Below are 13,788 nucleotides of genomic sequence, written 5' to 3' on the forward strand. Positions count from 1 at the left end.
GGTAGGCCCGCGCCCTGATCCACACGTCCGCGACCCGGTCCCGCAGCGCCTGGACTGGAAGCCCTGCGGCGACGCCGCGACCCCGGCCCTGCAGTGCGCGATGCTGGAGGTGCCCCTCGACCACGCCCGCCCGGACGGGCGCACGGTCAGGATCGCGCTGAACCGGCTCCCGGCCACCGCGCCCCCGGGCGAGCGGCAGGGGCCGATGCTGCTCAACCCGGGCGGGCCCGGAATCAGCGGGCTGTGGATGGCGAGCTGGATCCCCTCCAGGCTGCCGCCCGACGTCGCCGCCTCCTACGACTGGATCGGCTTCGACCTGCGCGGTTCCCAGCACAGCGAGCCGCGCATGTCCTGCGACCCGCACTACTTCGACGGCCCGCGGCCCGACTTCCAGGTCGACCAGGGCACCACGGAGGCGTGGCTGGCGAAGGCGGCGGGCTACGTCGCGAACTGCACCGAGAAGCACTCCCGGCTTCTGCCGCACCTGTCGACGGTCGACCACGTCCGGGACATGGAGTCGATCCGCCGGGCGCTCGGCGCCGAGAAGATCAACTTCTTCGGATGGTCGTACGGCACCACGCTCGGCTCGACGTACGCCCAGTTCTACCCGGGGCACGTCCGCCGCTTCGTCCTGGACAGCATCGTCGGGCCGTCCGTCTCCTGGTACGACCACAACGTCCTCCAGGACCTGCAGCACGAGAAGCGGTTCAAGGCGTTCACCGCGTGGGTCGCCAAGGCCGACGGCGTCTACCACCTCGGCACCGACCCCGCCGGGGTCGAGGCCAAGTGGTACGCCATGCGCACCCGCCTGCGCGAGCACCCCGTCGGCCGGATCGGGCCCGACGAGTTCGACGACACGCAGGTCGCGGGCGGCTACGACGTCCTCCGGTGGCCCCGGCTCGCGACGGTGCTGGCGGCGTACACCAACTCGGGCGACACCGCGCCCCTCGTCACCGCGTACGAGCGCTACGCGGCGCCGGACCCGGCGGACGACTCCTTCGACCTCTACAACGCCGTGATGTGCAGCGACAGCAAGTGGCCGCGCGACTTCCGGTACTGGCGCAAGGACCAGGCGAAGGTCAACGAGAAGGCGCCCTTCTACACCTACAACAACATGTGGTTCAACGCGGGCTGCCTGACCTGGCCCGTCAAGGCGGGGCACCGGCCCAGGATCACCGGGAAGGGACTGCCGCCCCTGCTGCTGTTCCAGGCGACGGACGACCCGGCGACACCGTACGAAGGCGGCCTCGACATGGCGCGGGCCCTGCCGAGCGCACGCCTCGTCGTGGAGAGGGGCGGCGGCAGCCACGCCATCACGTTCGCGGGCAACACATGCCTCGACGACCTCCTGGTCGACTATCTCCGCGGCGGAAAGGTGCCGCCGGACCGCGGCCTGGTAGACCGCACCTGCGCCAAGAACCCTGACCCGGCGCCGGTCTGGGTCACGCCCGCCCCGGCCGTGGCCTCGGGCACGCAGGCGACCGCCGTTCCGCGCCAGTTCGTGAGGTGACGCGGGCCCCGGCCGCCGCGCGGCGCTACCGTCCCGTTCGGTCAGCGCCCGCCGGCGGCCGGGGCCTCCACGAGCAGTCGGACGGGGCCGAAGAGGCCCGAGACTCGCTGGCCCTGAAAGACGAAATGCGTGGGGCTGACCTCGTCGAGGTAGGGCGCGAGGGTTCCGCAGACGAGGATCTCGATCTCGTTGTCGCCTTCGCGCAGGGCCGCTCCGATGTCGAAGCGGTACGGGGCGCAGATGCGCACCCCGGCCGGGTCGCCGTTGACGGTGACTTCGGCGGTGCCGCGCACCCGTCCGAGGTCGAGCGTGACCGCGCCCGCGGGCATGGTGAGGCGGAACGAGCGCCGGTAGCGGACGGCGCCGCTGTAGCCGGCGAGTCCCGCGTCCTCCCAGTCGCCCAGCCCGATGGTTCCGCGACCCACGGTGAAGCGCACCGGCCCCGCGAGCGCCGCGCCCGCCCGGTGACCGGGGAGGGTGCGGATCCGCAGCTCCGCCGTCCGGCCGGATGGAGCCTCCGGGCCCGGCAGCGCCATCTCGGGGGCCGGGGACAAAGGCTCCCCGTCCAGAGTCGCTTCCAGCAGTTCACCGCGGACGTCGACGGCCATACCCGTCGCCCCGGGCGGGACGGCGAAACGCAGCCTCTCCACCCGCGGTGCCGCGTCCGGCATCGCGAGCGTCGCCGGGAGGACGACGCCCGTCTCCCGGTCGTCCTCAAGCCATGCCGCGCCGGGCAGCGGATGGGGCCGCCGCCGCAGGTGCAGGGACGCCGGGTCGCCGTACTGCGCGCGTCGCGCCGCGACGGGCACCGGGGCGCCGTCGCGCGTCGCGGTCCAGCTGGCGCCGGACACGACGGGTCCGTCCACGAGGACCTCGGGAGGCGGGCCGCCTTCGGTGAGGACCAGGGCCAGGTCGCCGCCCGCCACGCGGTAGCGGCCGACGCGCGGGACCTCCTGCTCGGCGTACGGGTCGAATCCCCCCTGGCGGCCGACCTCCTCGCCGTCGACGAGGACGCGGCAGGGCGCGGCCGAGGCCACCTGGATCGTCGCGCCGTCGGCCGACTCCGGGAGCGGGACGCGGAGCGCGATCTCGGCTCCCGGCCGCGCGGGGCCCGCCGCCGTGATCCACTCCGGCCGCCGGTAGCGCTCGCGGTCGGTGACGACGGCGAGGTGGGCCCGCAGCCGGACGTCCTCGTCGGGGACCAGCCGGACCTCGACGTCATGCTCACCGGCGGGGACCGGCACCTCGGCGATCGCCAGATGGCCCCGGTCGTCCAGGGGGACGGCGGCGCCGTCCACTCGCAGCGTCTTGGCGGCCGCGGCGCCGACGGCCACGAAGCCGCCGTCACCGGGCACGGTCAGGCGGGTCCGGAACACGACCGCGTCCCCGGACCGCACCTCCCCGAAGTCGAGGAACTCCTCAGGGACGTGTCCCTTGGGGCCGAGGAAGGCGCGGTGCAAGGTGTCCTTGCGGATGCCGCGGGAGTCGGAGTACACCGAGGGCCGCCATCGCCCCTCGCTCTCCCTGGACCAGAAACCGTGCGGGCCGAACGTCGCGTGCGCCTCGGACCACGCCGGCTCCGCCTCCGGTCGGTGACTCATGGTCCAGCGTTCCAGGAGAACGTCCTGACCGGCGGGTCTGGCGAAATCGCCCCAGGCGTTGTCGAGCGTCGGAACCAGGTCCATCGTCCAGGACGTGCCGAGGTCGAGGAGGGTCTGCTGCCTCGCGGGGGCCGGATCCGGCGCCGCGACGTCCTCGCCGCCGGGGAAGAGGAGCAGCGCGGCGGGCCCGTCGTCGAACGGGACGACGATCTCGACGGACGTCCCGTCCACCGCGCGCGTCTCCAGCCGGCGCGGCGGACCCCCGAACGGGCTCGCGAGGAACGCCGGGCCGCGCACGCCCCGGACCCGCACCCGCATGTCCCGCAGGTACCGGCCGGGATCGAAGTCGTAGGTCACGTCGAGCCAGCCGAGGTCGGCCCCGCGCTCGTCGGGCCGCCCCACCGACACGCGGCTGGCCATCGACGGCGCGGCCGTCAGGAACACCAGCGTGGTGCCGTCGACCTCCCGGACGAGGGCGGGCACCGGCGCGTCCACCCGGCGGACGCCGGCGAGCGCGGCGCCGAGAGCTCCGGTGTCCGGCACGACCTCCAGCACGGCGCGGAGCCCGGCCACCGCCTCGTCCGCGCCCGGGTCGCCGACCCCGCGACGAGGCGGCGCGCCGACCGCGACGACACGGCCGCCGTCCTCGGCGAACGCGGTGAGCCTGCGGGCCGTCTCCCCTTCCAGTACCGCGCAGGACGGGAGGAGGACGACGCCGTACGACTCGTCCGCGACGTCCAGCCGTCCTTCGGCGACCCTGGCACGCTGCACGGAGTCGTCGTCCACCACGTCGGCGTCGATCCCCAGCTGGTCGAGCACGCCGGGCACCATCCGGAACCAGGCCATGTCGCCGACCAGTTCCCGGTAGGTCTCCTGCGCCAGCACGGCGTCCGGGTCCACGCCGTCGAGCCGCGTCCCGGCCTGCGCGGTCGCGGTCGGGAACAGCACGGCCACGTCGCACACGTGCCGCCCCAGAGAGAGGGCGGCGCAGAGCCTGGCGACGGCGTCCGCGAAGACACGGTGGTGCCGCCAGTAGGGCTGACGCCAGTCGGTGGACGGCGGCGCCCACTCCCACCAGCCCGCCTTGGTCGTGTAGTAGACGGCATGCGGGTTGTAGAGGGTCGCCCCAGAGCGCAGCCACGGCAGCAGCCAGTCGAAGGTCTCCTCCAGCGTCCCGCCCCAGCCGCTGGAATGGAACGCCTCGATCCAGGTCCGGTCCCGGCCGTACAGGTGCGCGAGCGACGAGTGGACGCGGGCGTCGCCGTGGTGGTCGGACCCGGGAGCGCCGAACCAGCGGTGCGTGCGCGCGTAGTCGGCGTACAGCCTGACCCCGTCCACGGGAAGCCCGGCCCGCGCCGGGTCCTGCTGGTCGCAGCCGTGCAGCAGCCCGTACCGCTCGTGCCATTCGGCCAGCGGCCGGAAGAACGCGTCCTCGGCCAGCTCGGCGCGGGTGAGATGGTAGTCGCGGCGGATCCGGAAGGCGTCCTCGCCGCCGCTCCCCCACAGCGCCGCGAGGTGCGGTCCCAGGTCGTAGCCGCGGCGCCGCGCGAACTCGCCGGCGAACCCCTCCGACCAGGTCGGCAACGACGGCAGCTCGTCCTGGAACGACCCCACGATCACCTTGCCGAGCCGGTGCCCCAGCCGCCGCGCGAACTCGCCGTGCACGCGGTCGAGGAGCGCCGCGCACGCCTCCGCCGACAGGTAGTCGAAGCCGCGCACGTCCGCCGACCCGTCCGGCCGGAGCCAGCGCCCCGCGTACTCCGGGACGTCGCGCACCAGGCGGGCCTGCAGGTCGGCGCCGGAGAACCCGAGCTGGTCGTAGAACCACAGGGACACGCCCAGCTCGGCGGCGTCCTCGCAGACCGCGTCCAGCAGGTCCCACCACTCGGTGGAGAAGAACGGCGGATTGTCGGCGTCCGAGCCGAACATCGGACCGGACGGCGCCAGGTTCAGCACGACCAGGTTGTGGACGCCGCCCTCGGCGAACCGTTCGAGCTGGTCGCGCAGCCGCCTCCGGTCGAGCCGCTCCCCGCTCCACCACCAGATGGGCGCGGGCGAGAACGCCCGCGGCGGCACGTCCAGCACCTCCCCCAACCGCCCCGAAATTCTCATGCCCTGCTCCCTGTGAGGGGCGACCCCCCACACCCCCCGATCCGCTCCGCTCATCCCTGCTCCCTGTGGGGGGCGACCCCCCACACCCCCCGGTTCGCTCCGCTCATCCCTTGAGCCCGCTCGCAAACCCCTTGATCACATACCTCTGCAGCACCAGGAAGATCACGATGATCGGGAGGGCGGCGAGGACCAGGCCGGCGAAGACCAGGCCGTAGTCCGAGACGTACTGGCCGACGAAGGCGAAGACCCGCACCGGCACCGTCTCGCGCGCCGATCCGCCCAGGTACAGCAGCGGTGTGAAGAAGTCGTTCCAGATGAACACGGCGTTGAGGATCAGCACCGTGCCGGTGATCGGCCGCAGCAGCGGGAACACGACCCGGGTGAAGGCCTGCAGGTGGCCCGCGCCGTCGATCAGCGCCGCGTTGGCGTAGTCCCCCGGCAGCGCCCGGATGAACCCCGTGTACAGGAAGATCGTGAACGGCAGCTGGATGCCGGTGTAGAAGATGATCATCCCTTGGTAGGTGCCGAGCAGGCCCGCCGAGTCGGCGAGCTTGAACAGCGGGATCATGCCGAGCTGGAACGGCAGCACGATGCCGAGCAGGAACAGCACGTACAGCGTGTAGCCGAGCCGCGTGGCGCAGCGGGCCAGGAAGTAGGCCGCGAACGCCCCGATCGCGATGAGCGCCACCAGGCTCACCACCGTGATCACCGTGCTGTTCACCAGCGCCGAGCCGAGCGACGCCCGCGACCAGGCGTCGGAGTAGTTGCCGAACGTCGGCGACGACGGCGGCGCCAGCGGCGCCGAGGCGATCTGCTGCTTGTCCTTCAGCGACAGCGTGATGAGCGCGTACACCGGGAACAGGAACGCCAGCGCGACCGCGATCATCACGACTTCCAGGGCGAACGTGCGCAGTCCGTAACGCAGGCTCATGCCACCTCCCGACCGCGCAGGTACCGGATCTGGATCAGCGAGACCGCGGCGACGAACAGCGCCAGGACCAGCGCGATCGCCGTGCTGTAACCGTAGTTGCCGAACACGAACGCCTGCTTGTACAGGACGGTCGACAGCGTCTCGCTGGCGTGGCCGGGCCCGCCGCTCGTGGCCGCGTAGACCTGGTCGAACAGCTTGAGCCCGCCGATGGTCGACAGCATGACGTTGATCGTGACGGCGGGCGCGAGCAGCGGCCAGGTGACGCTGCGGAACCGCTGGAACCGCCCGGCGCCGTCGATCATCGCGGCCTCGTGCAGCTCCGCGGGCACGCCCTCCAGCCCGGCCAGGAAGATGACCATCGAGTATCCGGAGAACTGCCAGATCACCATGCCGGCCACCGACCACAGCGCGAGCGAGGGGTCGCCGAGCCAGTCCTGACGCAGGGAGCCGAGCCCTACCGCGCCGAGGATCCCGTTGAGCCCCGCGTCCGGCGCCGGGTTGTAGACGTACTTCCACAGGAACGCCACCATCACGGGACTGACGACCGCGGGCGCGAAGAAGACGACCCGCAGCACCGCGCGCGACCGGATGCGCGTGTGCACGCCCAGCGCGAGCAGCAGCCCGATGCCGTTCTGGACGACCACGATCGCGACCGTCAGCAGCAGCGTGTTGACCAGCGACCCGCGCGCGGCGTCGTCCCGCAGCAGGCGGCCGAAGTTGTCGACGCCGACGAACGACCGGTCGCCGATGCCGTTCCAGTCGGTGAAGGCGTAGACGATCCCGCTGGCGCTCGGATACAGGACGATCAGCGCGTACACCAGCAGGGCGGGCGCGGCGAACCACCACGGCGGGGTCAGGAAGCCGCCGCGCCGGCGGCGGCGGGGCGGCGCCGGGAGGCGCGCCGCGCTCTCGGGAGGTCCCGCGGCACCGGCCGCCGAGGCGGCCGGTGCCGGACGTGCGGTCGGGGGCACGGCTACTTCTTCCGGTAGGTCTCGTCCAGCTTGGCCAGGCCCGCGGCCACCGTCGTCTTGCCCGCGAGCAGCTCCTGCACCAGCGCGAAGTGGGCGGGCTGCACCTCGGCGTTCGGCCACGCCTGGTCCATGAACGGGTCGGCCTTGTCGCCGTCCAGGTACGGCAGGAACGGCTCCAGGACCGGGTCGATCTTGGAGGAGGAGTCGCGGACGAGCGGGACGCAGGCGACGGCCTCGGCCCAGCGGTTGATGTTCTGCTGCTCGCCGAGGAACTCGACGAACTTCTCGGCGGCCTCCTTGTTCTTGCTGCGGGCGCTGACGCCGAGCCCCACGACGACCCCGGCGGGGATCCGCACCTGGGCCGCGTCGTCCGCGCCCGGCACCGGGAACATCGACAGGTCGGCGGCGTTCGCGGCGGCCTTGCGGAAGTCGGGCAGGACGGCCGAGACCTGGATCGCCATGGCGGCCTTGCCGGTGGCGACCATGGACGTCTGCTGCTCGAAGGTCGTGCCGTTGGGGTTGTCGTTGAAGTACCCGCGCTTCTGCAGGTCCAGGTACATCTCGAGGGCCTGCACCCAGCCGGACTGGGCGAAGGACGCCGACCCCGCCTGCATCTGGCTGTCGAACTGCGGGTTCTTGGCGTACACGGTGGACGGCACCAGCGCGTAGGTGATCAGCTGCGTGACCCAGGGGGTCTGCGCGCCGAGCGCGATCGGGACCGTGCCCTTCTTCTTGAGCTTCTCGCAGACGTCGAGGAACTCGCTCCAGGTCTTCGGCGGTTCCACTCCGGCCTTCTCGAAGACCTTCGTGTTGTAGATGGCGCCGATGACGCTCGACCCGGCGGAGTAGATGAAGGTCTTGCCGTCCTTCTGGAACGCCGGCTTCAGGCTCGCCGGGATCTTCTTCGTCCACGCCTGGCCGCTCAGGTCGGCGAGCAGCCCGGCCTGGGCGATCTGCGCCATGCTCATGGCGCTGCCGTTGCCCGGGTAGACGACGTGCAGGTCGGGGGCGTTGCCCGCGCCGAGCTGGGTGCGCACCGACGTCTGCACCTGGTCGGTGGGTGCGAACGAGGTGCTGAACTTGGCGCCGGTGTAGGCCTTGGTGAGCAGGTCGAGCGCCTTCTGCTGGTCGGCGACGCCCACCAGGCGCAGGGTCCCCGAGCCGCCGGACGACCCCCCGCAGGCGGCCAGTCCCGCCGGCAGCGCGGCCGCGGCCGCGACTCCTCCGGTCATCCGCAGGAATCCTCGGCGGCTGAGGGCCGCGTTCTGGAACGACGATGTCATCTTTCCTCCTAGCGTTCGCGGCGCGGACCGCCGGGGTGGCGGCGGTCCCGGCCGCGGCCGTCCCGCGCGGGGACGGACGTCATTGAAGGGCCGCCGTGAAGCGGTACTCCCCCGAGCCGGTCCGGCAGCGGAGCTCCCCCCGCGCCGTTCCGGCGACCGAGACCCCGGGGGCGTCCGCCACCGGGATCCCGCTCTCGCGCACACCGTCCGGGTCGTCGGTGGGGATGTGGACGGTGGCGGTCGCGCCCGGCGGCACCGCCACCCGCAGTTCGAACACGCCGTCGCGGCGGGTCCAGGCGGTGGAGACGGCGCCGCGCACCGACTCGTAGCGGGCGCTCGCCGCGGTGAGCCCGCCGGGTCTCGGCCGGATCAGCAGGTCGCGGTAGCCGGCCGAGCCGGGCGCCTGGTCGAGGCCGGCGACGCCCCGGTAGAGCCACTCGCCGACCGAGCCGAGCGCGTAGTGGTTGAAGGAGTTCATCGCCGCGGCCTGGAACCCGCGCTCGGCGGTGTAGCCGTCCCAGCGCTCCCACACGGTGGTCGCGCCGTGCCGCAGCGGGAACAGCCAGGACGGCGGGTCGGTGCGGCGCAGCAGGGCGTGCGCGAGGTCGGCGCGGCCGTGCGCGTCGAGGACCGGCGCGATCAGCCCCACGCCGAGGAATCCGGTGGTGAGGCCGGGCCCGGCCTCCTCGACGAGTTCGGCGAGGCGGCGCACCGCGCCCGGCACGAGCTCGCCGGGGAGCAGCTCGAACGCCAGGGCCAGCAGGTAGGCGGTCTGGGTGTCGCCGGCGACCCGCCCGTCCGGCGACGTGAACCGCTCGGCGAACGTCTTGCGGACGTGGGCCGCGAGCGCGCCGTACCGGGCCGCGGCCTCGTCCGCGCCGAGGATCTCGGCGGCGCGCGCCGTCAGCGCGGCGCTGCGGGCGAAGTAGGCGGTGGCGAGGACGTCGCGCGGGGTGGGGGCGGGCGCGAGCCAGTCGGCGAAGTGCGGGCCGGTGCGGCGGGTCCACACCAGGTCGGGGTTGTGCCGGTGGACGTGGTCGACCCAGGCGCACATGGCGTCGAGGTTGCGCTCAAGGAAGCGCTCGTCCCCGTACACGCGGTAGAGGTGCCAGGGGACGAGGACGCCCGCGTCGCCCCAGCCGGGCGCGCCCTCGTCGGCCACGCCCGCGATCCTCGGCGCCACGTTGCCGAACGCGCCGTCCGGCGACTGGGCGCCGCGCACCTCGCGCAGCCAGCCGTCGAAGAACGCGGCGACGTCGGCGTTGAGGCACGCGGTCGGCAGGAAGACCTGCGCGTCGGCCAGCCAGCCGAGCCGCTCGTCGCGCTGCGGGCAGTCGGTGGGGACGCTGACGAAGTTGGAGCGCTGCCCCCAGGAGATCGCCTGGTGGAGGCGGTCGACGTCCGGGTCGGAGCAGGTGAACTCCCCCGCCCAGGGCGTGTCGCTGTGCAGCACCACGCCGGTGACGTCGGCCGCGTCGAGCGCGCCCAGGCCGGTCACCTCGGCGTACCGGAAGCCGTGGTAGGTGAAGCGCGGCTCGAAGACGGCCTCGGCGTCCTCGCCCGCGATCAGCACGTCCGTCGCGTCGGCGGTGCGCAGGTTGGCGGTGTAGAGCGCGCCCGCCTCGTCCAGGGCCTCGCCGTGCCTGACGACCACCCGGTCGCCCGGGGTCAGGCCGCGGGCGGTGAGCCGGACGCGTCCGGCGAAGTTCTGCCCGAAGTCGACCAGGAACCGGTCGCCGGCGATGCGGGCGACCGACCGCGCCGGCAGCTCGCGGACGGCGCGGACCGGCGGCGCGACCGTGGCGGTGAGCCTGCTCCGGTCGGTGGCGGCGACCCAGGCGGGAAGCCATCCCGCGCGGTCGCGGTCGCCGGCGGGCAGGTCCCAGCCCGGGGTCTCGCGGCGCAGGTCGTGGCACTCCCCCATGAGCAGGTCGGCGTACCGGACGGGCGACCGCGCGCTCTGCCAGTCGCCGCCGGTCGCGATCACGTCGGTGGTCCCGTCGGCGTGCACGAGGTGCAGCTCGGCCAGCAGTTGGGGGAACGTTCCGTAATGCGCGCCCGAGCGGCGCTCGTCGAAGCCGACGAACCCGCTCCACCAGCCGTCCGCGACCGTGGCGGCCAGCATGTTGGCGCCCGTCCGGACCAGGTCGGTGACATCGTGGACCTGGTAGTCGACGCGGTCCCGGTAGTCCGTCCAGCCGGGGGCGAGCTCGGCGTCCCCGACCCGCGCGCCGTTGAGGCGCATCTCGTAGACGCCGCGGGCGGTGACGTAGAGGCGCGCGGCGACCGGCGCGGCGGCGGCCTCGAACGCCTTCCGCAGCCGGACGGCGGGCTGGAGGCCGTGGTCGGCGAGGGCGAGCTCGCCCTCCTCGGGCGCGTCCACGACGTCCTGGACGGACGGGTCGTGCGTGATCCAGGCGGCCGACCACGCGGACGGGCTCAGCATCCCGGTCTCGAACCAGGACTCCTCCCGCGAGGAGGCGCCGGCCGCGTCGGTGACCGTGACCGTCCAGCGGTAGCGGGTGCGGGGCCGCAGGGCGGGGCCGCGGTAGCGGACGGAGACGGCGGACGGGTCGGCCACGGCGCCGGTGTCCCAGACCCGGGCGCCGTCGTCGGCGTGGACCCGGACCTGGAAACCGGCGGGCGCGTCGCCGCGCCGGCCGGAGGCCAGCCGCCACGACAGCAGCGGCGCGGGCTCGTCGACCCCGAGCGGCTCCGCCCGGTGGTCGCAGCGGAGGCCGTACGGCGCGAGACCTCGGCCCAGGGAACCCGTCACTCACCCACTCCGATCGCAATCCCAACAAGGTGGGCTGTGAAGTTAACGTTAAAAAATGTGAGCTTGAGAGTAGGAGGGCGCCGAACAGGGTGTCAAGGTGCAGGATCCGGTCGATTTCGGCCGTACCAAACCGGTGGGGGGAACGCCGTCGCCGGCGCGTCCGAGGGACTCGCCGGCGCCCGTGACCGGCGGGACCGCCGTCAGGCGGTCGCCAGCTCGTAGGCCACCTTGTGCTCGTCGAGCTCGCGCAGCGCGTCGGCCCCGGCGCCGTCGTCGACGATGACGCGGTCGAACGCCGACAGCGGCGCCACCCGGTGCAGCGCCACCCGGCTGAGCTTGGAATGGTCGATCAGCAGCACGCTGCGGGCCGCCGCGCCGAGCATCGCGCGCTTCACCGAGACGATGCGCTGCTCCTGGTGGTAGGCGAACCCGCCGGACACCGCGGAGGTCGACACGAAGCACAGGTCCACGTTGAGCGCCTCGATCGCGTCCACGCACGAGACGCCGAGGAACGAGTCGTGCAGCGGGTCGTAGTCGCCGCCGAGCGCCATCAGCCGGATGTCGCGCTCGGCGGACAGCAGGTTGACGGCCTGCAGGAAGTTGGTGACGACCGTCAGGGGGGCCACGCCGGCCAGCCTGCGCGCCAGCGCCAGCGCCGTGGTGGAGTCGTCCAGCATGACCGCCATGCCCGGCTCGATCATCTCGACGGCCAGGGCGGCGACGGCGTCCTTCGCGGGCCGCATCGACTTCATCCGGTAGGCGACGCTGCTCTCGAACACTCCGGACGGCTGCGCGGTCACCCCGCCGCGGTGCTTGCGGACGACGCCCTGGCGTGCGAGCTCGTCGAGGTCGCGGTGGATCGTCATGAGGCTGACGCCGAAGCGCTCGGCGAGCCCGGCGGCCGAGACCGAGCCGGCGGACAGGACGATGTCGGCGATGTCCTGCCGGCGCCGCTCCGGTCCCCGCGCGCCTCCGCCCTGCTCGACCATCCGGAACCTCCCGTGGCCGGCGCGCGCGACGGGCTGTCGCGGAGGCCGGGCGCCACACAAGGTAACACGTTCGGATGGTTTGTTAACACACGGGTCAGCCGGGTTGACGCGGCCCGTCGGAGCGCCGCCGCGTGCGCGGCCTCCGCGTCCCCCGGCGCCGCTCCGCCCCCCTCCGCGGCGCGAGTACCACAGGATCGAAATAACACCTAATTCGTGAATATCTTGCCGCGAGGTGATCATGGGGGAAAGGATGGGCCCTCTGTCACTTACCTCATCTCCGAATGGGACAGAATGACGACGAGCCCCCTTCCTCCCTTTCCCGCCGCGGACGAGAGCCCGCTCGACACGTGCCTGCGGCTGCGGGAGATCGCTCCCGTGGTCGAGGTGGAGTTCCCCGGCGGCGTGCCCGCCTACCTGGCGCTGACCCACGACGCCGTCCGGGAGATCCTCGCCGGGGACAACCGGACCTTCCTGCGGGAGCCGGAGCACTGGCCCGCGCTGCACGACGGGTCGATCCCCGAGGACTGGCCGCTGCGCGCCATCGTCGAGGGCGGTCACCTGTCCACCAAGGACGGCGCCGACCACCGGCGGCTGCGCGGCCTGGTCGGCAAGGCGTTCACGCCCGCGCGGGTGAAGGCGCTGGAGCCGCGCGTCCGGCAGATCGTGGAGGGCCTGCTCGACGACGTGGTGACCGCGGGGGACGTCGTCGACATCGTTCCCGCCTTCACCGAGGCACTGCCCATCTGGGTGATCTGCGAATTGTTCGGTGTCCCCACCGAGGACCGGCCCCGCGTGCGCGAGTGGACCGCCGCGCTTCTGGCGCACACCACTCCGCCGGAAAAGGCGTTCGCGACGCAGAACGCCCTTCAGGCCTATCTGCACCAGCTGGTGGAGAACAAGCGCCGGACTCCCGGCGACGACCTCACCACCGGCCTGGTCCAGGCCAGCGACGAGGGCGACAAGCTCGCCACCGACGAGCTGGTCGGCGTGCTGTGGCTGATGCTGATCGCCGGCCACGAGACCACCGTCCACCTCCTCGGGCACGCCATCATCGCGCTGTCCCAGAACCCCGACCAGCTCGAACTGGCCAAGGCCGGCGACCGCTGGGACGACGTGGTCGAGGAGACCCTGCGCTACCGCCACTCGGTCATGATGACCAGCTTCCGCTTCACCGCGGAGGACGTGACGATCGCCGGGGTGCGGATCCCCAAGGGCCAGGCCGTCGGCGTCGTCTACCAGGCGAGCGGCCTCGACCCGGCCGAACACGGCGAGGACGCCGACCGCTTCGACATCACCCGGGAGCAGAACGCCCGCCTCGTGTTCGGCCACGGCCCCCGGTACTGCATCGGCGCGTCGCTGGCCCGCCTGGAGGGCCGGCTGGCGCTCGCCGCTCTGTACCGGCGGCTGCCGGAGCTCTCCCTCGCCGTCGACCCGGACGACGTCCCCTACTCGCCGTCGTTCTTCACCGTCGGCCCGCTCAGCCTGCCGGTCGCCCTCGGCCCCGTCCGGCCCTGACGGCCCGTCCCGGTCCGGCGGCCGAGGCCGCCGGACCGGGACGGAACGACCATTTTCTGTGATCACCTGTGTGCCCCCGGCATTTTGGTGCATCCTTGTC

General features: G+C 73.0%; 8 protein-coding genes. 2 read left to right on the forward strand and 6 right to left on the reverse strand.

From position 1 onward, the window contains the following. Nucleotides 1–1,510, forward strand: a 1,510-nt coding sequence (locus ABD944_RS12740) for an alpha/beta hydrolase (RefSeq protein ID WP_345175635.1), incomplete at its 5' end; no start/stop codon positions are given. Nucleotides 1,511–1,551: 41 nt separating this feature from the next. Here the strand turns inward: ABD944_RS12740 and ABD944_RS12745 are convergent. From ABD944_RS12745 to ABD944_RS12770, 6 genes are all read right to left on the reverse strand, one after another. Next, nucleotides 1,552–5,223: a glycosyl hydrolase gene (locus tag ABD944_RS12745; protein ID WP_345175637.1), complete on the reverse strand. Its 3,672-nt coding sequence runs from the start codon at nucleotides 5,221–5,223 to the stop codon at nucleotides 1,552–1,554. A 103-nt stretch (nucleotides 5,224–5,326) separates the two neighbouring features. Beyond that, nucleotides 5,327–6,154 carry a carbohydrate ABC transporter permease gene (locus ABD944_RS12750; protein WP_345175639.1) on the reverse strand — a complete coding sequence of 276 codons (828 nt, stop codon included), beginning with the start codon at nucleotides 6,152–6,154 and terminating at the stop codon, nucleotides 5,327–5,329. Continuing rightward, nucleotides 6,151–7,125 carry a carbohydrate ABC transporter permease gene (locus ABD944_RS12755; protein WP_345175642.1) on the reverse strand — a complete coding sequence of 325 codons (975 nt, stop codon included), beginning with the start codon at nucleotides 7,123–7,125 and terminating at the stop codon, nucleotides 6,151–6,153. Before ABD944_RS12755 ends, ABD944_RS12750 begins: the two co-directional genes overlap by 4 nt. A gap of 2 nt (nucleotides 7,126–7,127) precedes the next feature. Then, nucleotides 7,128–8,408 (reverse strand): ABC transporter substrate-binding protein, encoded by a 1,281-nt coding sequence (locus tag ABD944_RS12760; protein WP_345175643.1) that lies wholly within the window; start codon nucleotides 8,406–8,408, stop codon nucleotides 7,128–7,130. 79 nt (nucleotides 8,409–8,487) lie between these two features. Then, complete coding sequence (locus ABD944_RS12765; RefSeq protein WP_345175644.1) at nucleotides 8,488–11,184, reverse strand: alpha-L-rhamnosidase; 2,697 nt, start codon at nucleotides 11,182–11,184, stop codon at nucleotides 8,488–8,490. Between the two features lie 200 nt (nucleotides 11,185–11,384). Next, on the reverse strand, nucleotides 11,385–12,173 hold the full coding sequence (locus ABD944_RS12770; RefSeq protein ID WP_345175645.1) for a DeoR/GlpR family DNA-binding transcription regulator: 789 nt from the start codon (nucleotides 12,171–12,173) through the stop codon (nucleotides 11,385–11,387). Nucleotides 12,174–12,464: 291 nt separating this feature from the next. On the opposite strand from ABD944_RS12770, the gene ABD944_RS12775 reads away from it, so the two are divergent. Further along, nucleotides 12,465–13,688: a cytochrome P450 family protein gene (locus tag ABD944_RS12775; RefSeq protein WP_345175646.1), complete on the forward strand. Its 1,224-nt coding sequence runs from the start codon at nucleotides 12,465–12,467 to the stop codon at nucleotides 13,686–13,688. Nucleotides 13,689–13,788 lie beyond the last annotated feature (100 nt).

This window comes from Actinomadura verrucosospora (assembly GCF_039540335.1).
Lineage (GTDB): Bacteria > Actinomycetota > Actinomycetes > Streptosporangiales > Streptosporangiaceae > Spirillospora > Spirillospora verrucosospora.